Source organism: Pseudomonas sp. GW821-FHT09C10, from assembly GCF_059418085.1.
In genome coordinates, this window is record NZ_JBWKPE010000010.1 from 273,667 (window position 1) to 293,921 (window position 20,255).

General features: G+C 63.4%; 16 protein-coding genes. 6 read left to right on the forward strand and 10 right to left on the reverse strand.

The window, feature by feature from the left end; all coding sequences use genetic code 11:
• Nucleotides 1–95 precede the first annotated feature (95 nt).
• Complete coding sequence (locus AC07OT_RS20220; RefSeq protein ID WP_477747619.1) at nucleotides 96–2,033, reverse strand: bifunctional 5-dehydro-2-deoxygluconokinase/5-dehydro-2-deoxyphosphogluconate aldolase; 1,938 nt, start codon at nucleotides 2,031–2,033, stop codon at nucleotides 96–98.
• A gap of 284 nt (nucleotides 2,034–2,317) precedes the next feature.
• Here AC07OT_RS20220 and AC07OT_RS20225 point away from each other — a divergent pair, with 284 nt between their 5' ends.
• A complete protein-coding gene (locus AC07OT_RS20225) occupies nucleotides 2,318–3,226 on the forward strand; it encodes a MurR/RpiR family transcriptional regulator (RefSeq protein ID WP_010211026.1) in 909 nt (302 codons plus the stop codon).
• Here AC07OT_RS20225 and pdxR read toward each other — a convergent pair.
• Nucleotides 3,156–4,640, reverse strand: a complete 1,485-nt coding sequence (gene pdxR / locus AC07OT_RS20230) for a MocR-like pyridoxine biosynthesis transcription factor PdxR (RefSeq protein WP_495108888.1) — start codon at nucleotides 4,638–4,640, stop codon at nucleotides 3,156–3,158. The genes AC07OT_RS20225 and pdxR overlap by 71 nt on opposite strands.
• 92 nt (nucleotides 4,641–4,732) lie before the next feature.
• Here pdxR and AC07OT_RS20235 point away from each other — a divergent pair, with 92 nt between their 5' ends.
• On the forward strand, nucleotides 4,733–5,956 hold the full coding sequence (locus tag AC07OT_RS20235) for a multidrug effflux MFS transporter (protein ID WP_495108889.1): 1,224 nt from the start codon (nucleotides 4,733–4,735) through the stop codon (nucleotides 5,954–5,956).
• Between the two features lie 98 nt (nucleotides 5,957–6,054).
• Here the strand turns inward: AC07OT_RS20235 and AC07OT_RS20240 are convergent, their stop codons facing one another.
• Entirely contained in the window at nucleotides 6,055–6,960 is a 906-nt protein-coding gene (locus AC07OT_RS20240; protein ID WP_065927953.1) for a hypothetical protein, read from the reverse strand.
• Between the two features lie 324 nt (nucleotides 6,961–7,284).
• On the opposite strand from AC07OT_RS20240, the gene AC07OT_RS20245 reads away from it, so the two are divergent.
• A complete protein-coding gene (locus AC07OT_RS20245) occupies nucleotides 7,285–7,968 on the forward strand; it encodes a response regulator transcription factor (protein WP_010564812.1) in 684 nt (227 codons plus the stop codon).
• Nucleotides 7,946–9,340: a sensor histidine kinase gene (locus AC07OT_RS20250; RefSeq protein WP_027606537.1), complete on the forward strand. Its 1,395-nt coding sequence runs from the start codon at nucleotides 7,946–7,948 to the stop codon at nucleotides 9,338–9,340. The genes AC07OT_RS20245 and AC07OT_RS20250 overlap by 23 nt, the downstream gene beginning before the upstream one ends.
• A gap of 70 nt (nucleotides 9,341–9,410) precedes the next feature.
• Here AC07OT_RS20250 and AC07OT_RS20255 read toward each other — a convergent pair whose 3' ends face one another.
• The 4 genes from AC07OT_RS20255 to AC07OT_RS20270 are packed head-to-tail and all read right to left on the reverse strand — an operon-like array spanning nucleotide 9,411 to nucleotide 13,640.
• A complete protein-coding gene (locus AC07OT_RS20255; RefSeq protein ID WP_495108890.1) occupies nucleotides 9,411–9,821 on the reverse strand; it encodes an SRPBCC family protein in 411 nt (136 codons plus the stop codon).
• 57 nt (nucleotides 9,822–9,878) lie between these two features.
• Nucleotides 9,879–11,174: an NAD(P)/FAD-dependent oxidoreductase gene (locus AC07OT_RS20260; RefSeq protein ID WP_495108891.1), complete on the reverse strand. Its 1,296-nt coding sequence runs from the start codon at nucleotides 11,172–11,174 to the stop codon at nucleotides 9,879–9,881.
• Nucleotides 11,171–12,259, reverse strand: a complete 1,089-nt coding sequence (locus AC07OT_RS20265) for a polyamine ABC transporter substrate-binding protein (RefSeq protein ID WP_065941165.1) — start codon at nucleotides 12,257–12,259, stop codon at nucleotides 11,171–11,173. Before AC07OT_RS20265 ends, AC07OT_RS20260 begins: the two co-directional genes overlap by 4 nt.
• A gap of 22 nt (nucleotides 12,260–12,281) precedes the next feature.
• Entirely contained in the window at nucleotides 12,282–13,640 is a 1,359-nt protein-coding gene (locus AC07OT_RS20270; protein WP_495108892.1) for a glutamine synthetase family protein, read from the reverse strand.
• A gap of 138 nt (nucleotides 13,641–13,778) precedes the next feature.
• Here AC07OT_RS20270 and AC07OT_RS20275 point away from each other — a divergent pair, with 138 nt between their 5' ends.
• Complete coding sequence (locus tag AC07OT_RS20275) at nucleotides 13,779–14,666, forward strand: helix-turn-helix domain-containing protein (RefSeq protein WP_495108893.1); 888 nt, start codon at nucleotides 13,779–13,781, stop codon at nucleotides 14,664–14,666.
• Nucleotides 14,667–14,781: 115 nt separating this feature from the next.
• Here the strand turns inward: AC07OT_RS20275 and AC07OT_RS20280 are convergent, their stop codons facing one another.
• From AC07OT_RS20280 to AC07OT_RS20290, 3 genes are read right to left on the reverse strand one after another with little or no spacing between them, the layout of a single operon-like run.
• Nucleotides 14,782–15,885, reverse strand: a complete 1,104-nt coding sequence (locus tag AC07OT_RS20280) for an acetoin dehydrogenase dihydrolipoyllysine-residue acetyltransferase subunit (RefSeq protein ID WP_495108894.1) — start codon at nucleotides 15,883–15,885, stop codon at nucleotides 14,782–14,784.
• Nucleotides 15,882–16,901 carry an alpha-ketoacid dehydrogenase subunit beta gene (locus AC07OT_RS20285; protein ID WP_115486285.1) on the reverse strand — a complete coding sequence of 340 codons (1,020 nt, stop codon included), beginning with the start codon at nucleotides 16,899–16,901 and terminating at the stop codon, nucleotides 15,882–15,884. The genes AC07OT_RS20280 and AC07OT_RS20285 overlap by 4 nt, the downstream gene beginning before the upstream one ends.
• Before the next feature lie 26 nt (nucleotides 16,902–16,927).
• The gene (locus tag AC07OT_RS20290; RefSeq protein WP_027606545.1) at nucleotides 16,928–17,905 is read right to left on the reverse strand and encodes a thiamine pyrophosphate-dependent dehydrogenase E1 component subunit alpha; all 978 of its coding nucleotides are present in this window, start codon (nucleotides 17,903–17,905) and stop codon (nucleotides 16,928–16,930) included.
• Between the two features lie 309 nt (nucleotides 17,906–18,214).
• Here AC07OT_RS20290 and AC07OT_RS20295 point away from each other — a divergent pair, with 309 nt between their 5' ends.
• Complete coding sequence (locus tag AC07OT_RS20295; protein WP_495108895.1) at nucleotides 18,215–20,074, forward strand: sigma-54-dependent Fis family transcriptional regulator; 1,860 nt, start codon at nucleotides 18,215–18,217, stop codon at nucleotides 20,072–20,074.
• Nucleotides 20,075–20,255: the final 181 nt, after the last annotated feature.

Below are 20,255 nucleotides of genomic sequence, written 5' to 3' on the forward strand. Positions count from 1 at the left end.
ACCTTTATTATTTTCTGGTATCACTGAGATCTGCTTTCTGTGGGAGGGGGCAAGCCCCTCCCACATTGGATTGCATTTCAAATTAAGAACTGGGTTCAGCCTCGGGCACTGCGCCAGGCGTTGATCAACTGCTCAAAGGTCGCCTGGACCTGCTGGATCAACGTCTCGTCATCGATCTCCCCCGCCATCCACAAACGGCTCGGTTCCTGGAAGATCGTGCGGCCCACGGCAAACCCACGGCAGGTGCTGCTCTGGCTGGCTTGCTGGAAGCCGGCGGCCAGGCATTCGGCCGAAGCATTCAGGCCCAGCAACACCACGCCACGGCAGTATGGGTCGCGTTCCTGGATCAGTTCGTCGAGCTTTTTCCAGTCCTCGGCCGACTGTGCCTCGATCTTCCACCACGCCGGGTAGATACCCAGGTTGTACAGGCGCTTGAGGCTGCGGTAGAGCACGTCCGGGTAAGTGGACGGATGATCCTTGGGCGGGATGACCTCCAGCAGCAGTTCATGGCCGCTGGTCACCGACGCCTCGTACACCGCCTTGAGTTGCGCTTCCTGTTCCAGGCGCAGCATGGGCTCGTCGTCGGGGTGGTATTGCACCAGGCACTTGATGATCTGTTCCTGGGGCCAGGCAATCAGGTTGCTGCCGATCGAGCGGCCATGTTCGAACGCCAGGGGCCGCGAGTTCTGCACTTCCACCGGACGCGCGATCCACCAGCCGCGCCCGCTGGCGGCATTGAGCGCGTCCTGGCCGAAGCGCTGGTCGGCCAACAGGCCCACATCGGCCTCGACGCCCTGCTCGGCGAGCTTTTTCTCCACGCGTTCGATGGCCTGGATAAACAGCTGCTTGATCTCGCTGATGCGGGTCAGGTCCTGGCCGCCGCGTTGCGCCAGGTCCACCAGTTGCCAGCGGTGGTCGAAGGCAAAGATGAACAGTTGCTTCCAGGCCTTGCGCGGCACAGTGACGCGGTGCAGGCGTTGCAGGGTCGCGTCCTGGTCAGGCCGGGTGATCGGCACCGGGCTGTTGAACAGGTAATCCAGTTCGGCAGGCGTCGGCATGGCCGGCGCACAGGCGTGGCGCGAGACCACGAGACCACCGCAGGCGTTGGCCAACTGGCTGCAACGCTCATCGCTGGCGTCATTGATCCAGCCGCTGAGGAAGCCCGACATAAAGGCATCGCCGGCACCCAGCACGTTAAGCACTTCAACCCGCACGCCAGGGTAGATGGCGCCCTCTTCCAGGCGCGCCGGGATCGCGCCGTGGATCACCGTGCAACCTTGCGGGCCGAGCTTGACCACCAGGGTCGCCGGGGTCAGGTCACGCACCGTGCGCAAGGCGGTGAGCAGATCTTCGCTGCCGCCGGCGATCAGGAATTCTTCTTCGGTGCCGACGATCAGGTCGAAACGCGGCAGGATTTTCTGCACATGCTGGCTGACGTTCTGGTCGGCGACAAACCGGGTTTCACCGTCAGCCTTACCCGCCAGGCCCCACAACACAGGGCGGTAGTCGATATCCAGCACGCGCTTGACGTTGTGCTTGGCCGCATAGTCCAGGGCCTGGAGGCTGGCCTTGTACACGCCGTCGGTGGAGAAATGCGTGCCGGTGATCAGCAAGGCCTTGCTCGAGGCAATAAAGGCTTCGTTGACGTCTTCGGCGCGCAGGGCCATGTCGGCGCAGTTTTCGCGGTAGAACACCAGCGGGAAGGTTTCGCGGTCCTTGAGGCCCAGCAGCACCATGGCGGTGAGGCGTTCCGGGTCGACCTTGATGCCGCTGACATCGCAGCCTTCGCGGGCCAGGGATTCCACCAGGAAGCGGCCCATATGGTCGTCCCCCACCCGGCTCAACATCGCCGACTTGAGCCCCAGCCGGGCAGTGCCGAACGCGATATTGGCGGAGGAACCGCCGAGGTATTTGGCGAAGCTGGACACGTCCTCAAGCCGCGCACCTACTTGCTGTGCGTAGAGGTCGACGCCCAGGCGCCCGAGGCAAATCAGATCCAATTGACGCCCACTGGCAAAACGAGTCTGGCCCATGCTGGCTCCTGTTATTTTTATCAGCCTGCGTTGTGCCGCCGTGGCGACGGCAAACGCTCTTGGTGGGAGCAGACTAGAACGTCCGGCGGCAGCAATCAATATTTATTCCAGAATTATTTTTAGTGGAATATTTTTTCCAATACGTCAGCATAGGGGCACGCCAGCCACCGTGCATCGTTTCAGCAGGCCACGCGGGCCGTGATGCCGGGGTATTTTTTTGCGCCTACCCTGTAGACTTGCGCCACCCATCAGCGCATCAGAAGAACACGCCAGAAGGATTGCCCATGTCCCGCACCGATCCCGAGACCACCCTGGAAGACACCATCGCCAGCCCTCCGATCAACGCCGAACGCCTGTTGCAGCTGATCACCGACGAATACGAAAGCCTGCCGCGCCAGCTCAAGCGCATCGCCAGCTACATGAGCCAGCAGAGCGACCGGATCATGGTCGACCGCATCAGCGACATCGCCCGCGAATGCGAAGTGCACCCCTCGGCGATCGTGCGGTTTTCCCAGCGTTTCGGCTTCAGTGGGTTCAGTGAGATGCAGGCGCTGTTTCGCGAGGCCTACACCCACAAGACCACACCGGTGCAGAACTACCAGCAGCGCATCCGCAGCATGATCGCCAACAAGTCGCAGAAAGCCAGCGGCGGCGACCTGGCCCGCGAGTGCGTCAACGCGACCCTGTCGGGTATCGAGCGCCTGGGGCTGGAGCTCGATGACGTGGCCTTCGACAAGGCCGTCGACCTGGTGGTCAACGCCGACAATATCTACGTGGTCGGTGTGCGCCGTTCGTTCGCGGTGGCCGATTACCTGGTCTACAACCTGCAGCACACCAACAAGCGCATTCACCTGATTTCCGGTTTGGGCGGCAGCTATCGCGAGCAGATGCGCAGCGTGCGAGCCAATGACCTGGTAATCGCCATCAGCTTCACGCCCTACGGCAAAGAGACCCAGCACTGCCTGCGGATCGCCCAGCACCATCAGGCCAAGACCCTGATCATCACCGACAGCAACCTGTCGCCCCTGGCCAAGCGGGCCAACGCGGTGCTGCTGGTGAATGAAGGCTCGTCGTTTGCCTTCCGTTCATTGAGCGCCACCTTGTGCCTGTGCCAGGCGTTGTTTATTGCCGTGGCGTACCGGCTGGAGTTGAAGGTGGATGAGATTCACGAGCAGGTCGGGTTTGATGACTGACCGGCAGTAATTGGGCTAACGCACGCCCGTGAAAGCGGATCTGCGCCAGGGTCAACGCGGTGTAGCCGATGATGACCGCCGGCGGCAGGATCGCCTCGACGCAGAACGTGCCCAGAGGCTGTAACGTCAGCCCGGCTTGCGCGGCACGCGCACAGAATTCGCCTTCCTCGACACCGCTCGGCAACCACAAGACAAAGTGCAGACCGGCCTGTTGCCCACTGATCGTACAGTGCGCTCCAAGGCAGTCGAGCAACACATCGCGCCGCGCCTGATAGGCCTGGCGCGAAGCCCGCAAGTGGCGCACGAAAGCGCCGCTGCCGAGAAACTCCAGCAACCCCGACTGATCACTGGCGCCCACCGACTGCCCGGTGAGTTGCAGGGTGCGCAGCAAGGCCGGGCGCAGTGCCTTGGGCACCACCATGAAGCCGACGCGCAAACCGGGGAACAGGTTTTTGTTGAAGCTGCCGCAGTAGATCACGCGGTCGTGGGCGTCCAGGGATTTGAGCGCCGCCAGCGGTGCGCTGTGGTAGTTGTATTCGCTGTCGTAGTCGTCTTCCACCACCCAGGCCTCGGCACGGGCAGCCCAGTCCAGCAGCGCCAGGCGGCGCGACACCGACAGGGTCATGCCCAGCGGTGCCTGGTGGGCCGGGGTGACGTAGGCCAGGCGCGCCGTGTCAGGGAGTTGCGCGGTATCCAGCCCTTCGGCCGTGACCGCAATCGCCTGGACCTGCGCCCCCGCCAGCCCGAACAGGCGGCGCGCGGGTGGATAGCCTGGATCTTCGACGCAGGCGGTGTCACCGGGCTTGAGCAGCGTGCGCGCGATCAGGTCAAGGGCGTGACGAATGCCGCTGGTGACGATCACTTCATCCGCCTCGCAGTGCATGCCGCGATAGCTGCGCAGGTAGTCGGCGATGTGCGCGCGCAGTTCCGGCAGCCCGGCGGGATGGCCCGCTTCCAGCGCCCCCGGCCCTGCCGATAGCAGTCCCCGGGAAATACAGCGTGCCCAAGCCTTCAGATCAAACAGGCTGGCGTCCGGGCGCCGCGCGACAAAAGGCACATGGCTCTGCACGCCGGACTCGGGGCGATCAACCGCCACTTCGCGACGAGGCATCGCGCGCGGTGCAGGTGCGGCAATGAATTGCTCGGGGATCACCGCACACACCCGCGTACCGGAGCCGGCCACGCGTTGCACATAGCCCTCGCCGTGCAGGCGGTCGAATGCCGCCTCCAGGGTGCCACGGGATAATTGCCAGCGTTCGGCGAGGCTGCGGGTGGACGGCAAGCGACTGCCCGCCGGCAGCTGTCGGTTCAGGATCGCTGCGCGCAGGGCCTCGTAGGCCCCTTGCTGCTTTCCCATGTCCAAGCTGTCGGGGCGCGGCAGGTCCAGGGCGGAAGGGGTTTTTCCTCGGCTCATAGTGGTCCAATCATTTTTGCCATAAGCGGCCCTGAGGATTAAACCACAAAGCCGCTAGAGTCCGGGCTCTACTCCTTGCACAGAAGCCTCCCATGACGCAACGCGCCCTCTCCCCGTGGTTCTGGCTGATACTGCTGACCGTGCTGATCGGCCTGCCACGTATCACCCTGGACATGCACCTGCCTGCCCTGCCCGCCATGGCCGACTACTTCCAGACCAGCGACAGCCAGTTGCAACTGACCCTCACGCTGTACACCTTCGGTTCGGCGATCTCCCTGCTGATCAGCGGCCCGTTGACCGACCGTTTCGGCCGCCGTCCCGTATTGCTGGCGGGACTGTTTCTGTACGTGCTGGCTACCGTGGCCTGCGCCCTCGCCGACAGCATCGCCGTGCTGATCATCGCCCGCCTGTTCCAGGCCCTGGGCGGATGCTGCACCACGGTGATCGGCCGGGTGATCGTGCGCGACTATTTCGACCGCGATGAACAGGCACGCTTGCTCGGCCTGATTTCCATGGCCATGGCCGTGTCACCGATGGCCGCGCCGGTGCTGGGCAGCCTGATGTTGCCCTTCATCGACTGGCGCGGCCTGTTTGTACTGCTCGGCGTGATCGGTGCAGTGCTCTACCTGGTGGTGTACCGCCGCCTGCCCGAAACCCGCCCGGCCGATGTCGCCGCCGCGCCGCCGGGCAACCTGCTGCGCCTCTATGGCCAGTTACTGCGCGACCGCTATTTCCTGCGCTATTCCCTGGCGATCGGCTGCGTGTACAGCACCTATTTTCCGTTTATCAGTGAGTCGTCGGCGCTGCTGCAGCGGGGCTTTCACCTATCGGCCACGGCCTATGCACTGGTGTTCGCGGCCACCATCAGCGGCTACATGCTCGGCGCAAACCTGTTCCGCAGGCTGGTGCGGCGCTTCGAGCCGGACCGTTTGATCCATGCCGCTATCGGCTTGAACGTGCTGGGCAGTGTGATACTTGCGGCGGCCACCACCGCCATGCCGGGGCAATGGCTGGCGATCGTGCTGCCGATGGTGGTGATCATGGTGTCGGTGGGGATGGTGATTCCGGCGTGCCAACTGTCGGTGTTGCAGCCGTACGGTGCGATTGCGGGAACCGCATCGGGGTTGTTCTTCTTTACCCAGATGTTCCTCACTGCCGTGAGCAGTTGGGCCACCGGGCTGCTGTCCGACGGTACGTCGCAGCCGCTGGTGATCATGACCGCCGTTGCCAGCGCACTGTTGGCAGCAACCTGGCTGACACTCCACAAACCCAAATGTGGGAAGGAACTTGTCCCCTCCCACATCAGGCCGAGCTGAGCTCGGGATCAGTGCATGAAAATTGCGATCAGGATGATCACCGGGATCGGCACGCCGAGGAACCACAGAAGTAATGAGCGCATGGTGTTCTCCTTGAATTAACGAACGTAGGTTTCGGTTTCGACGTACACCACGGCATCGCGGCGACGGCCACCAAAGGTTGCAGCGAAACTGGCAAAGAAGGCGCCGATCAACAGGGCGACAAAGGTCCACAGCGAGGTATAGGCGGCGACTTTGGCGGCCGTTTCAGCGGCTTGCTTGGCCTTGAGCTTGGCGTCTTCCACCGCTTTACGCGCATCGCCGTAGACTTTGTCGATACGCGCTTCGGCATCGGCCTGGCTGAGGTTGGTGCGCTGGCTGATCAACTGGGCCAGGTAGGCACGGTCTTCAGCGGCGAGTTGGCCGTCGTTGCTCAGGGTGCGGGTAAAAATGCGCGCAACCACGCCATGGGCAGCGTCATCGCTGACGGCAACCGGGCGATCGTCACGAAACAGGCTGTCGACGTAGTAGTCAAAATCGCCACCGTTGACGCCTTTGGCTGCGCTGCCCGCGGCCTGGGTGATACCGCTGGCCGCACCGGCTGCCACGCTGGCACCGGCTTTCACGCCGCCGGTGACGACACTGCTGACCGAACCGACCACCAGCACGGCAGTGATCAGCGTGGCGACGGCCCAGGCCAGGAAACCATGGGCGGTGTCGCGGAAGTACACCTCATCGCCATGCATATTGGCCCACTTCACCCGCAACCGGCCGGCGATATAACCGCCCAGGCCCGAGGCAACGATCTGGGTAAAGGCCAGCCAGACAATCGTGGAAATGCCAAGCCCCTTGGCGCTGATGCCGCTGTCGGCCCACGGCGACACCGCCGAGAAACCCAGGCCGAAGCCCAGCAATACCAGAATCAGGGATAACGCAGCCGCCGCAGCGGCCCCGGCAAAGATAGCCCCCCAGGAAACCCCGGAGCGCGCGCTCGACTCTTGCAGCGTGGATGACGATGTGATCATTGTTATGGTGCTCCCGGCAGGAAAAATAGTGTTACAAGTCTCAAAAGGGACAGTGCAGGCAGCATGCCAGTCGCGCTGAAAATTAAATCCTTTGTATTTCAACAGGTTAAGTAAATTGAACTTGCCTGAACCATGCAACTTGCAAGAAATGGCTGGTGCAGGCGGGCGTAATGCATTCCCTGTGGGATGAGATTGCTCCCCGGCCGGTACCCGCCATGAAAGTTGTGTCAGTTTTGCCAACATGAAGTTTTATTTAGGAAGCGTTCAGCCATTTCTTGGCAAAATGCCCCCACTTCTAGTGTGAATCGCTCACCAGGTAATCCTATGACCCGCATTTTGACCATCGAGGATGACGCCGTAACGGCCCGCGAGATCGTCGCCGAGCTGAGTAGCCATGGACTGGACGTAGATTGGGTGGACAACGGCCGCGAAGGCCTGGTCCGCGCCGTGAGTGGTGATTACGATCTGATCACCCTCGACCGCATGCTGCCGGAACTCGATGGCCTGGCCATCGTCACCACCCTGCGCACCATCGGCGTATCGACGCCGATCCTGATGATCAGCGCCCTCTCCGACGTCGACGAGCGCGTGCGTGGCCTGCGTGCCGGCGGTGATGACTACCTGACCAAGCCTTTCGCCTCCGACGAAATGGCCGCCCGCGTCGAAGTGCTGCTGCGCCGCAAAAGCACGGTCAAGGAATTCGAAACCGCCCTGCGCGTGGCCGACTTGGAACTGAACCTGATCAGCCGCGAAGCCAGCCGCGCCGACCAGCCCCTGAGCCTGCTGCCCACCGAATACAAACTGCTGGAATTCCTGATGCGCAACACCGGCCAGATCCTGTCGCGGATGATGATCTTCGAGGAAGTCTGGGGTTATCACTTCGACCCGGGCACCAACCTGATCGACGTGCACATCGGCCGCCTGCGCAAGAAAATCGATCCACCGGGCCTCACACCGCTGATCCGCACGGTACGAGGTTCCGGTTATGTCATTGCTGAACCCCTCTAAGGGCTGGCGTTCATCCAGCAGCCGCTTGCTGGCGCTGTACAGTTCGTTGTTCGTGGCCTGGAGCTGCATCCTCATGGGGGTGCTGTATTACGAGGTCTCGGGTTACCTGAGTGACCTGTCGCGCCATTCGCTGATGCAACGCCAGCACCTGTTCCAGCGCTTCGACGGCGAAGAACTGGTGGAAGCGTTGACCACCAGCATGACCTTCGACATGAAGGGCGTGGACGCCTACGGCCTGTTCGATGAGCAGTTCCGCCCCTTGAGTGGGCCGATCCGCGCGATTCCCTCCGACCTGCCGCTGGACGGCAAGATCCACACCCTGGCCAATTGCGTCGACTCCGACGACCCCAAACTGCCCAAGGACAGCTGCGACGCCGTCGCCAGCCATACCGACGACGGCCGCTGGCTGGTACTGGTGCGCGCCAATGGCTCGCTGTTCGGTGTGACACGGATCATCTGGCATGCGCTGCTGTGGGCGCTGTCCCTGACCATTATCCCCGGCGCCGCCGGCTGGCATCTGTTGCGCCGCCGCCCGCTGCGCCGGATCCGCGGGATCCAGGCCAGCGCCGAAGCCATCGTCGCCGGCGACCTCACCCACCGCTTGCCGCTGTCCAACCGGCGTGACGAACTGGACATGCTCGCGGCCATCGTCAACGCCATGCTCGACCGCATCGAGAAACTGATGAACGAGGTCAAAGGCGTGTGCGACAACATCGCCCACGACCTGCGCACCCCATTGACCCGCCTGCGTGCGCAGCTCTACCGCATCCGCCAGGAGGCCGAGCAGGACTCCGGCTACGCGGTGAAACTGGACGACGCCATCGCCGAGACCGACACCCTGATGGCACGCTTTCGCGGGCTGCTGCGTATCTCCGAGCTGGAAGACCACCAACGCCGTTCCGGTTTCCTGGTCATGGACCCGCTGCCGCTGCTGCGCGAGTTGCATGACTTCTACCTGCCCCTGGCCGAGGAAGGCGAATTGCAGTTGCGACTCGAAGTCCCCGAGTCCCTGCCATGGATCACCGGCGACCGCGCCCTGTTGTTCGAAGCCCTGGCCAACCTGCTGAGCAACTCCATCAAGTTCTCTCCAGCGGGCGGCGCAGTGATCCTGCGGGGGCTCAACGATGCCGGCAGCACGCGCATCGAAGTGCACGACTCCGGGCCCGGCATACCGGCGGCGGAACGCGATGCGGTGTTCCAACGCTTTTATCGGGTGGATGAAGGCGACCAGCAAGGCGGGTTTGGGTTGGGCCTGTCGATTGTGGCCGCGATCATCAACCTGCATGGGTTCAAGCTGGAAGTGGGCACCAGCGAGCAAGGCGGCGCGCGCCTGGTGCTGGAGTGCCGCCAGCAACTGATGCCCGAAGCCTGAGTTCACTTCGGTCAATCTGGGAGGGGCTTGCCCCCTCCCACATGAGTCTTGCATTGCCGGGTAGATCGTCTCAGAAGTTGGCGCGCAACGCCTCGACCCCGCCTTTGTACACCCCGGCAAACAGCTCTTCCACCGCCGCCTCCGTGGTACCCGCCGCCGGGGTAAACACACCGGACCAGGTCACTTTCGCCGACGAATCACTCAACGCCTCAACCTGCACGGTCGCAAGATAGGCACTCACCGGAAACGGCGACTCTTCAATGGTGTAGCTGTAAGTACGCCCGACGTTATCGAAGGTCTGTAAACGCTCGACGATCACACCCCCGTCGGCGGTCGTCAGATGGCGCACGCGGCCACCTTCACCGGGCTCGCTCTTGGCGATAAACGGAAGCCAGTCCGGCAGGCTGTTGAAGCCACCCACCAAGTGCCAGACCGTCTCGGCCGATACCGGGATTTCAATCACTGCAGATGCTGTTGGCACGCTAAATCTCCAAAAGTCGTAGTAAAACGTCGTGCACAGCCTGCCACGCCCCGGGCTTCAATGCATCAATTCCCGCAAGCGATGCCACGCCATTCCCAACGCCAGCAGCGGCGAGCGCAACGCCTTGCCGCCGGGAAAGGTCATGTGCGGCACCTGGCTGAACACATCCAGGCCATGGCTGTGGCCCGCGTGTATGCCTTCGGCCAGCAGCCGCGCGCACCAGTGGGTCACGTTGAGCCCATGCCCGGAATAGCCCTGGGCGTAGAACACATTCGGGTATTGCTTGAGCCGCCCGACCTGGGGGAAGCGATTGGCGGTGATGCCGATCCTGCCGCCCCACTGGAACGCGATGGCGGTGTCGGCCAATTGCGGGAACACCTTGAGCATCTTGGGCTGCATATAGGCCGCGATGTCTTTGGGATCGCGCCCCGAGTAATGGCAGGCACCGCCGAACAACAGGCGACGGTCGGCGGATAACCGGTAGTAATCCAGGCCGACTTTCTGGTCGCACAACGCCAGGTTCTGCGGGATCAACTGATTGGCCTGTGCAACCGACAGCGGTTCGGTGGCGATGATGTAGCTGCCCGCCGGCAGCACCTTGCCGCTCAGGCGCGGCTCCAGTTCTTCCAGGTGCGCATTGCAGGCCAGTACCAGGCTGGCGGCGCGTACCGTGCCGCCAGCGCAACGCACCTGCACCGTGTCGCCGTGGATCAGTTCCAGCACTTCGGTGTGCTCAAAGATCCGCACCCCAAGGGACTCGGCCACCTGCGCCTCGCCGAGCACCAGGTTCAGCGGGTGCAGGTGCCCGGAGCCCATGTCCACCAAGGCGCCGGCATACTGCGTCGAATCCACCACGTCGCGGATGTCCTGCGGGCCCACCAGGCGGGTTTCATGCACATAACCCAGGCGCGCCAGGCTGTCCTGCTCGCCCTTGAACGCAGCGAACTGCGCCGGGGTGTTGGCCAGCTCGGCAAACCCCCAGCGCAAGTCGCAGTCGATCCCATGCTCGCGAATGCGCTCGCCCACCAGGGCCACCGACTCGATCCCGGCCCGTTCCAGGTAACGCACGCCCTCCTCGCCCACGTACTTGGCGAACCCCGACACATCGTGGCCGATCCCGCGAATCAACTGCCCGCCATTGCGCCCGCTGGCGCCCCAGCCAATACGCCGGGCCTCCAGCAGGATCACCGAGAGCCCGCGTTGGGCCAGTTCGATAGCGGTGTTGACCCCGGTAAAACCAGCGCCGATCACACACACATCGGCGCTCAGGTCGGCGCCCAGTGCCGGGCGCTCCAGCATGGCATTCGCCGACGCAAGATAGTAGGAACGGGCATGGTCGCTGGATGGGGTCATTTGTTGGTCTTCACTTTGCTCCAGGCGCGCGTCATCAGGCGCATGGTCGCCGGGGTCGGCGTGGTGGAAATATAGAGTTTGTCGAGCACCGCCTGGGACGGGTACACCTCGGGGTTGTTCACCAGTTCAGGGGCCATGAACGCCTTCGCCGCCGGGTTGGCATTGGCGTAACCGACCGAGGCGCTGACCTTGGCGATCACTTCAGGGTCGAGCAGGTAGTTAATGAAGGCATGGGCTTCTTTTGGGTGACTCGCATCGGCCGGGATCGCCAGCAGGTCGAACCACAGGTTGGAGCCTTCCTTGGGAATCGAGTAGGCGATATTCACGCCGTTCTTGGCTTCCTTGGCGCGGTTGGCCGCCTGGAATACATCGCCGGAATAGCCGAACGCCACGCAGATATCGCCGTTGGCCAGGTCTGAAATGTACTTGGAGGAATGGAAGTAGGTGATGTACGGCCGCAGCGTCAACAGCTTGGCCTCGGCCTGCTGGTAGTCCTCGGGGTTCTCACTGCGCGGGTCCTTGCCCATGTAGTTGAGGATCGCCGGGAACAGCTCATCCGCTGAATCAAGGAAGGCCACGCCACACTGGTTGAGCTTCTTGATGTTCTCCGGTTCGAACAGCACCGCCCAGGAATCGATATGGTCGATACCCAACACCTGCTTGACCTTGTCGACGTTGTAGCCGATGCCGTTAGTGCCCCATAGGTACGGCACCGAGTGCGCATTGCCCGGGTCGTTTTTCTCCAGCAGCTTGAGCAGCTTGGGGTCGAGGTTCTTGAAGTTGGGTAACTGCGAACGGTCGAGCTTGAGGAACGCGCCGGCCTTTACCTGGCGCGCCAGGAAGTGGTTGGAGGGCACCACCACGTCATAGCCGGTGCGACCGGCGAGCAACTTGCCCTCCAGGGTTTCGTTGGAATCGAACACGTCGTAGATCACCTTGATCCCGGTCTTGGCCTGGAAATCCGCCAGGGTGGTCTCGCCGATGTAGTCGGTCCAGTTGTAGACGCTCACCGTCGGCGCAGCTTGGCCGGCACCGCTGAACGCGGCCACCAGGGCCAGCGGGAGAAGCTTGTTCACAAGACGCATATCGACACCCCTTTTGTGTTTTTTAGACGCTCAACAGCAGGAACTCACGCTCCCAGGAACTGATCACCCGCTTGAAATTCTCGTGCTCGGCGCGCTTGACCGCGACGTAGCCGCGCACGAACTTGTCGCCCAGGTACTGCTTGACCGTGTCGCAGTCCTCCATCCGCGCCAGGGCGTCTTCGAGGGTGAACGGCAGGCGCAGGTTGCGGCGCTCATAGGCGCGGCCTTCTACCGGAGCGCTGGGTTCGATCTGCTCGATCATCCCCAGGTAGCCACACAGCAGGCTGGCGGCAATGGCCAGGTAGGGATTGGCATCGGCGCCCGGCAGGCGGTTTTCCACGCGCATCGCATCCGGGCTCGAGGTGGGCACGCGCAGGCCGACGGTACGGTTTTCTTCGCCCCACTCCACATTGACCGGCGCCGAGGTGTCCGGCAGGAAGCGGCGGAACGAATTCACGTTGGGCGCGAACATCGGCAACAGCTTGGGGATGTACTTCTGCAGGCCGCCGATATGGTGCAGGAACAGCGGGCTCATGTTGCCGTCGGCGTCGACGAACACCGGCTTGCCCGTGGCGATCTCCACCACGCTCTGGTGCAGGTGCATGGCGCTGCCGGGCTCGTCGGCCACCGGCTTGGCCATGAAGGTGGCGGCCACATTGTGCTTGAGCGCGGCTTCGCGCAGGGTGCGCTTGAACACGGTGATCTGGTCGGCCAGGTCGAGGGCATCGCCGTGGCGGAAGTTGATTTCCATCTGCGCCGGGCCGTCTTCATGGATCAGCGTATCGAGGTCCAGGCCTTGGGCTTCGCACCAGTCGTAGACGTCTTCGAACAGCGGGTCGAACTCGTTGGCCGCATCGATGGAGAACGACTGGCGCCCGGTTTCGGCACGGCCGGAACGGCCAATCGGGGTTTTCAGCGGCAGGTCCGGGTCTTCGCAGCGCTGGGTCAGGTAGAACTCCATTTCCGGCGCGACAATCGGCTGCCAGCCCTGGTCGGTGTAAAGCTGCAGGACTTTCTTCAGCACATTGCGTGGCGACAGTTCGATGGGGTTGCCATGCTTGTCGAAGGTGTCGTGGATCACAATCGCGGTAGGCTCGATGGCCCACGGCACCACGTAGGTCGCGTTGGCCACCGGGCGGCAGACCATATCGATGTCGGCCGGGTCCAGCAGGTCGTAGTAGATCTCGTCGTCGACAAAGTCCCCGGTTACCGTTTGCAGCAACACACTTTCCGGCAGGCGCATGCCTCGCTCATGCAGGAACTTGTTGGTGGGCGCAATCTTGCCGCGTGCGATGCCAGTCAAATCACTGATCACGCATTCGACTTCGGTAATCTTGTGTTCTTTCAGCCAGGTGTACAGCTGATCGAAGGGGGCGTTCATAAGGACCTCGTCATGGGGTGGGTGCTGCGCCGCCTTGTACTCGCGGCGCATTGAGGTCTATCTTGGGCCAGCCTTCACAGGCCATCTATCCACTTTGCACGCCCCACAGCGCACCAATAGAGTGCGCACGGATCCCCCATGACCCAGGCAACCGCTTTGCGCGTACAGGCCTTCACCACCGCTGATGTGGCCACCCAATGCCGTGCGACACCCGGCTGGGTGCAGCAGTACCAGCAGATGTCCCCGGGGCATTTCGCCGGGCGCGTCCGCTACCTCGACCTGCACGGTGTGCAGGTGTACGAAGAGAGCATGAACACCCGTGTGGAGCAGCACTTCAACGCACCGCCGGGCGCGCTGGCGTTCTGTTTCGATGGCAGCGACAACGCGCTGTATCTGCTCAATGGCGAAAGCCGCAACACCTGGATCACCCCGGAAAACTACCGCGAAGTGGCGGTGGTGTTCGGCCCGCAGTTCGTGCAGCGCCATGGCCTGGACGTGGCCACACTGGAAGGCCTGTTCATGGCGCCGCTGGCCTGCCAGCAGAACGCGCTGTTCAGCCGTTGGCTCAGTGGCACCCTGACGCGCTTGTCCACGGACATCGACCCGGTGTCCCTCACCCGGCAGTTGCTCGACGACTGCCTGTTCATCCTCGACAACGCCTGCGTGTGCCTGGATCGCAGCTCATTGCAAAAGCGCAGTGAAGAACGCCGGTTGATGGCGCGCATAGGCGAGTGGGCGGCGGATGCGCCGGACGAAACCGTCAACCTGTTGGAACTGGCGCGGATTGCCGGCGTACCGCTGCGCCAGTTGCAGCAAGGGTTCAAGACCTACACCGGGATCAGCCCGGCGCAGTGGTTGCGCCTGCGCCGGTTGAACGGGGCACGGCGGGAATTGTTGAGCGGTGCCGGAACGACCGTGGCCGAGGTGGCCATGAACTGGTCGTTCTGGCATTTGGGGCGGTTCTCCAACAGCTATCGAGCGTTGTTCAAGGAACTGCCCAGCGAAACCCTGAAGCGCTCAATCTGAAATGCATCTGAAAATGTGGAAGGGGGCTTGCCCCCGATGGCGATGGCTCAGTCAACATCTCTGTATCTGAACTACCGCAATCGGGGGCAAGCCCCCTCCCACATTGAATTGCATTTCAAGGCTGGGATTTCAGGAAGGTTGAGATTAGTTGGTTAACCCGTTCCGCCGCCTCCAACTGCACCATATGCCCCTGCCCCGGCAGAATCTCCACCTGGGCCTCCAGCCCCTGGGCATGGCCGGCCGGGATGATTGCATCGTCACTGCCCCAGATCACCAGGCTCGGTTGCCGCCCCACCACGTTGCGCAAATCCAGGCGCTGGCGCCCACCCTCGAACAGTTGGGCATTGAGTTGCCTCAACGCCTGATCCACCCCTTCCAACCGCTTGAACTTGAGCATGTCCTCCAGCATCTGCCGCGTCACCAGCGCCGGGTCGCTGAACAGTTGCACCAGTTGCGGCTTGAGCGCGTTGCGGTTATTGGCTTCGGTGAAACCTTGCAAGTAATCGCCGTTGATGTCCGCCCCCAGCCCGGCGCTGGCGAGCAGGGTCAGTGAGGCAACGCGCGCCGGAGCCTGACGGGCGACCGTCAGGCTGACCAAGCCGCCCATGGAGTGCCCGGCCAGGTGCACGCGGTCGAGCTTGAGGTGATCGAGCAAGGCCAGCACCGCCTGGCTCAGCTCTTCGGCGTCACCGGTTTGCAGATGCTTGCCCGACTCGCCATGCCCCGGCAAATCCACGGCGATCACCCGGCGCTCGGCGGCCAGGGCCGGTTGGTTGAACAGCCAGTTGTTCAAGTCGCCGCCAAAGCCATGCACCAGCACCAGCGGCGTGCCGCCCTCGCCCAGGTCGAGATAACGCAGCAAGCGCCCGCCCACCTCGACCTTCTGCGCACTCGGCCCGGTGGCTTCGGCTTCGGCGCTGCTTGAGACGAACCCGGCGTTGAAGCTTTCGATCACCGCATCGATCTCCGCCTCGCTGGCCTCACCTTCCACCACGACCCCCAGCAGCGCGCCCACCGGCAAGGTCTCGTCGCTCAGCGCCAGTACGCGGCGCAACACACCGCTGAACGGCGCCTCGACGCTGCTGGAGATCTTGTCGGTCTCGACGTCCAGCACTTCTTCGCCCTTCTCCACCCGGTCGCCGGGCTGCTTGAGCCAGACATCGATGCGACCTTCGGTCATCGACAGCCCCCACTTGGGCATGGTCAAGGTATGGATCATGCGGCATTCCTCTTGTCGGCGATCTTCAGCACCGCGGCCTCGATCTTCGCGGCGTTGGGGATGTACAGGTCTTCCAGCGCATCGGAAAACGGCACCGGCGTGTGCGGCGCGGTGACCATCTCGATCGGCGCACGCAGGAACGAGAAGCCCTGCTGGGCCACCAACGCACTGATGTCGGTAGCGATGGAACAACGCGGGTTGGACTCATCGATCACCACCAGGCGCCCGGTTTTCTCCACGCTCTCGAGGATGCTGTCGTCGTCCAGCGGGCTGGTGGTGCGCAGGTCCAGCACTTCGCAGTCGATGCCCTGGCGTGCCAGATTGGCGGCGGCTTCCAGGGCGATATGCACCATGCGCCCGTAGGTCACCAGGGTCACGTCGCGGCCTTCGCGCACAAAGTTGGCTTCGCCGAACGGCACGGTGTATAGCTCTTCCGGCACCTCACCTTGGAGGCTGTAGAGCATCTTGTGTTCGAGGAAGATCACCGGGTCGTTGTCGCGGATCGCCTGGATCAGCATGCCCTTGGCGTCATAGGGCGTGGCCGGGCACACCACCTTGAGCCCGGGAATGTGCGTCCACATCGAGGTGAGCATCTGCGAATGCTGGGCGGCGGCACGCAGGCCGGCACCGTACATGGCGCGCACCACCAGCGGCGTGGTGGTCTTGCCGCCGAACATGTAGCGAAACTTGGCGGCCTGGTTGAGCAACTGGTCGAGGCAGCAGCCGATAAAGTCGACGAACATCAATTCGCACACCGGGCGCATGCCACGGGTGGCGGCACCGACGGCCATGCCGACGTAGCCGACTTCGGACAACGGCGCATCGAGTACCCGGTCCGGAAACTCCGGGTACAGGCCCTTGGTCACGCCCAGCACACCGCCCCAGGCGTCCTGCTCGCCGGGGGAGCCGGTGCCGCCGGAGACATCCTGGCCGATAATGAACACGCTCTGGTCGCGGCGCATTTCCTGGGCCAGGGCTTCGTTGATTGCCTGCTGATAGCTGATTTTGCGAGCCATGAAATTCTCTCCGAGTCTTGTAGTTATTAGCGGTAGGCGACGTAGACATCACTGAGCAGGTCGGCGGCCTGAGGCTTGGGATCGGACTTGGCCAGGCGCACGGCGTCGTCGATCAACTGCGCGACCTCGCCGTCGATACGTTCGAATTGGGCCGCGTCAAGCCAGCCTTCGGCATTGCAGCGCTGGCGAAACAGTGCGAGGCAATCGTGGGATTCGCGCAGGTTCTTCACCTCGTCCGGGCCACGATAGGTTTGTGCATCGCCTTCGAAGTGGCCGTAGAAGCGACTCAGCTTTACTTCCACCAAGGTCGGCCCGTCGCCCTGGCGCGCGCGCTCCACCGCCACGCCCAACGCCGCGTGCACGGCAAAGAAGTCATTGCCATCGACAATCACCCCCGGCATGCCGAAGCCCACCGCCCGCTCGGCAATGTCCTTGCACGCCACCGACCAGCCGGAACCGGTGGCCTCGGCATAGCCGTTGTTCTCGGCGACGAACAGGCACGGCAGTTTCATGATCGACGCCAGGTTCATCGCCTCGAACACCGCGCCCTCGTTGGAGCCGCCGTCGCCGAAAAATGCGACCGCCACGCCCTGGCTGCCCTTGAGCTTGGAGGCCAGCGCGGCGCCTGCTGCCAACGGCGCACCGGCCCCGACAATGCCGTTGGCGCCGAGCATGCCCTTCTCCTGGTCGGCGATGTGCATGGAACCGCCCTTGCCGCCGCACACGCCGGTTTTCTTGCCGTAGATCTCGGCCATCATGCCGAACACATCCACGCCCTTGGCGATGCAATGGCCATGACCACGGTGGTTGGAGGCGATGCAATCTTCATCGTTGAGGTGGGCCATGACCCCGGCTGCGCTGGCTTCCTGGCCGGCATACAGGTGCACGAAACCGGGGATCTCGCCGGTAGCGAATTCCACATGCAGGCGCTCTTCGAAATCACGGATGGTGCGCATCACGGTGTAGGCATGCAGCAATTGATCGGTGGACAGGTGGGTGGACATCTTGTTGTTCTCCAGGTTGTCTCGACACACAAAAGGCTGGCTGCGGCCAGCTGCAAGTGGTTCAGCACAGCCTGTGCCAAGGTGCGATGAAACCTGGCAAAGCCTTGATCCAGAGCAGTGCCGTGCGGTTGTGCCGGGACGGTATGCCTGTGCAGAATGAGACGGCGCATTGCACTGTGCAGGCGACGTCTCGGCCGAAATGAGACGCCGCGTCTCACGCTGGGCTGTTGGTCAGGTCGCCCTTGTCCCCTCGCGCCCACGGGCGCTTAATGGCGGGCATAACAACAAAGATCGAGAACCGGAGGCCTTATGCTCGCCGCGAACTCCAGGGAGCACGTCGACTGCGTCAGTCGCGTGGTCCGCAATGCCGATCGCCTGCCCCAGGCGCCGGTGCCGTCGCTGATTTTCGATTCCTGGCGGCGCTCCATGGAACAACACCACCTCGACCCCGGCTCGCTGCAGGGGCCCCGTATCCTTACCGAACCCTTGCTCAAGGAATGCCGCGAACGCGCCGAGCTGTTCATGCGCATCGCCGGCGAAGAAGTCGGGCAACTGCACCACCGGGTGCGCCACGCCGACTACTGCGTGATGCTCACCGACGCCCAGGGCCAAACCATCGACCACCGCGTCGACAGCACCATTCGCAGCGACTGCCGCAAAGCCGGCCTGTACCTCGGCACCTGCTGGTCGGAAGCCGAGGAAGGCACCTGCGGCGTGGCCACGGTGCTGACCAGCAAAGCCGCAGTGACCGTGCACAAGCGCGACCACTTCCGCGCCGCCTTCATCAGTTTGACCTGCTCCGCCGCGCCGATCTTCGACCCCCAGGGCAACCTGCTGGGGGTGATGGATGCCTCGGCGCTCAAATCCCCGGATGACCGGCGCAGCCAGCACCTGGTGCGGCAGATGGTGGCCCAGAGTGCCCAGGCCATCGAAAACGCCTTCTTCATGCACAGCGCCCGCGAGCATTGGGTGCTCCAGGCCCACAGCACACCGGGCTACGTGGACAGCCAGCCCGACCTGCTGCTGGCCTGGGACCAGGACGGGCGCCTGCACGCCCTGAACAGCAAGGCGCGCCAGGCATTGCGCCGGCGTTTCGGCCAGGTGCCGGCGCATATCGGCGAGGTGTTCGATCTGGATGCATTGCGCGCGGCCACCGATCAATCGACCCAACACCTGCAATGGCTGGGCGAGCCTGGCGTGCTGCACGTGCGGGTCAACGCCCCGCGCCGCAGACCGGCACGGCCCGTTGCGCACACCCAGGTCGACCCACGGGTGGAAGAACACCTGCGCCTGGCCGTGCGCGTCAAGGACCGCAACCTGCCGGTGCTGGTGCAGGGTGAAACCGGCGCCGGCAAGGAAGTTTTCGCCCGCCAACTGCACGAACGCAGCGCCCGGCGAACAGGCCCCTTTGTCGCGGTGAACTGCGCGGCGATCCCCGAGAACCTGATTGAAAGCGAGCTGTTCGGCTACGTGGCCGGGGCCTTTACCGGTGCCTCCAGCAAAGGCATGCCGGGGCTGTTGGTGCAGGCCGATGGCGGCACCCTGTTCCTCGATGAAATCGGCGATATGCCGCTGGCGTTGCAGACGCGCCTGCTGCGGGTGATGGCCGAGGGTGAAGTCGCGCCCCTGGGTGGGGCCAAGACCCGCACGGTAGACATCCAGGTGATCTGCGCCAGCCACCGCGACCTGGCCGTGCTGGTCAGCGACGGGCGCTTTCGCGAAGACCTGTACTTCCGTCTCGGCTGTGCACGCTTCTGCCTGCCGCCGCTGCGCGAGCGCAGCGACAAGCTGGCATTGATCAACCGGCTGGTGGAACAGCAAGCGCGCAGCAGCGGCATCTCGGTCGGCATCGGCCAGGCCGCGCTGGAACGCCTGCTGGGCTATGCCTGGCCGGGCAATGTGCGCCAGCTGCACCATGTGCTGGCGTATGCCTGTGCAGTGTGTGAAGGCGGCACGATTCAGTTGGCGGACTTGCCGGTGGAAGTGCGTGGCGAACAGGTCGAGACGCTGACCGAGCACAGCGTCAGCCCGGAACGCCAAGTGGTACTGGATGCCTTGATCCGGCATCGCTGGAAGCCGTTGCCGACGGCGCAGGCGCTGGGGATTTCCCGGGCTACCCTGTACCGCCGAGTCAACCAGTTGGGCATCGACATGCCCGGCAAGCATTGACACAACGGGGTCAACCATGTGAGAGGGGGCTTGCCCTAATATCAGTCAGTTAAGGAGGAACACTGTAACTGTGGTGAGCGAGCCCCGCGCTGGGCTGCGCAGCAGCCCCAAAACACAGCCCCGGACCTGCCTGGCACACTGCAGCGCTCTTATTGGGGCTGCTGCGCAGCCCAACGCGGGC

Excerpts from the sequence above, each read along its gene's own strand:
- AC07OT_RS20220 (WP_477747619.1), bottom strand. The coding sequence starts at position 2,033 with ATGGGCCAGACTCGTTTTGCCAGTGGGCGTCAATTGGATCTGATTTGC.
- AC07OT_RS20225 (WP_010211026.1), top strand. The coding sequence starts at position 2,318 with ATGTCCCGCACCGATCCCGAGACCACCCTGGAAGACACCATCGCCAGC.
- pdxR (WP_495108888.1), bottom strand. The coding sequence starts at position 4,640 with ATGAGCCGAGGAAAAACCCCTTCCGCCCTGGACCTGCCGCGCCCCGAC.
- AC07OT_RS20235 (WP_495108889.1), top strand. The coding sequence starts at position 4,733 with ATGACGCAACGCGCCCTCTCCCCGTGGTTCTGGCTGATACTGCTGACC.
- AC07OT_RS20240 (WP_065927953.1), bottom strand. The coding sequence starts at position 6,960 with ATGATCACATCGTCATCCACGCTGCAAGAGTCGAGCGCGCGCTCCGGG.
- AC07OT_RS20245 (WP_010564812.1), top strand. The coding sequence starts at position 7,285 with ATGACCCGCATTTTGACCATCGAGGATGACGCCGTAACGGCCCGCGAG.
- AC07OT_RS20250 (WP_027606537.1), top strand. The coding sequence starts at position 7,946 with ATGTCATTGCTGAACCCCTCTAAGGGCTGGCGTTCATCCAGCAGCCGC.
- AC07OT_RS20260 (WP_495108891.1), bottom strand. The coding sequence starts at position 11,174 with ATGACCCCATCCAGCGACCATGCCCGTTCCTACTATCTTGCGTCGGCG.
- AC07OT_RS20265 (WP_065941165.1), bottom strand. The coding sequence starts at position 12,259 with ATGCGTCTTGTGAACAAGCTTCTCCCGCTGGCCCTGGTGGCCGCGTTC.
- AC07OT_RS20270 (WP_495108892.1), bottom strand. The coding sequence starts at position 13,640 with ATGAACGCCCCCTTCGATCAGCTGTACACCTGGCTGAAAGAACACAAG.
- AC07OT_RS20275 (WP_495108893.1), top strand. The coding sequence starts at position 13,779 with ATGACCCAGGCAACCGCTTTGCGCGTACAGGCCTTCACCACCGCTGAT.
- AC07OT_RS20280 (WP_495108894.1), bottom strand. The coding sequence starts at position 15,885 with ATGATCCATACCTTGACCATGCCCAAGTGGGGGCTGTCGATGACCGAA.
- AC07OT_RS20285 (WP_115486285.1), bottom strand. The coding sequence starts at position 16,901 with ATGGCTCGCAAAATCAGCTATCAGCAGGCAATCAACGAAGCCCTGGCC.
- AC07OT_RS20290 (WP_027606545.1), bottom strand. The coding sequence starts at position 17,905 with ATGTCCACCCACCTGTCCACCGATCAATTGCTGCATGCCTACACCGTG.
- AC07OT_RS20295 (WP_495108895.1), top strand. The coding sequence starts at position 18,215 with ATGCTCGCCGCGAACTCCAGGGAGCACGTCGACTGCGTCAGTCGCGTG.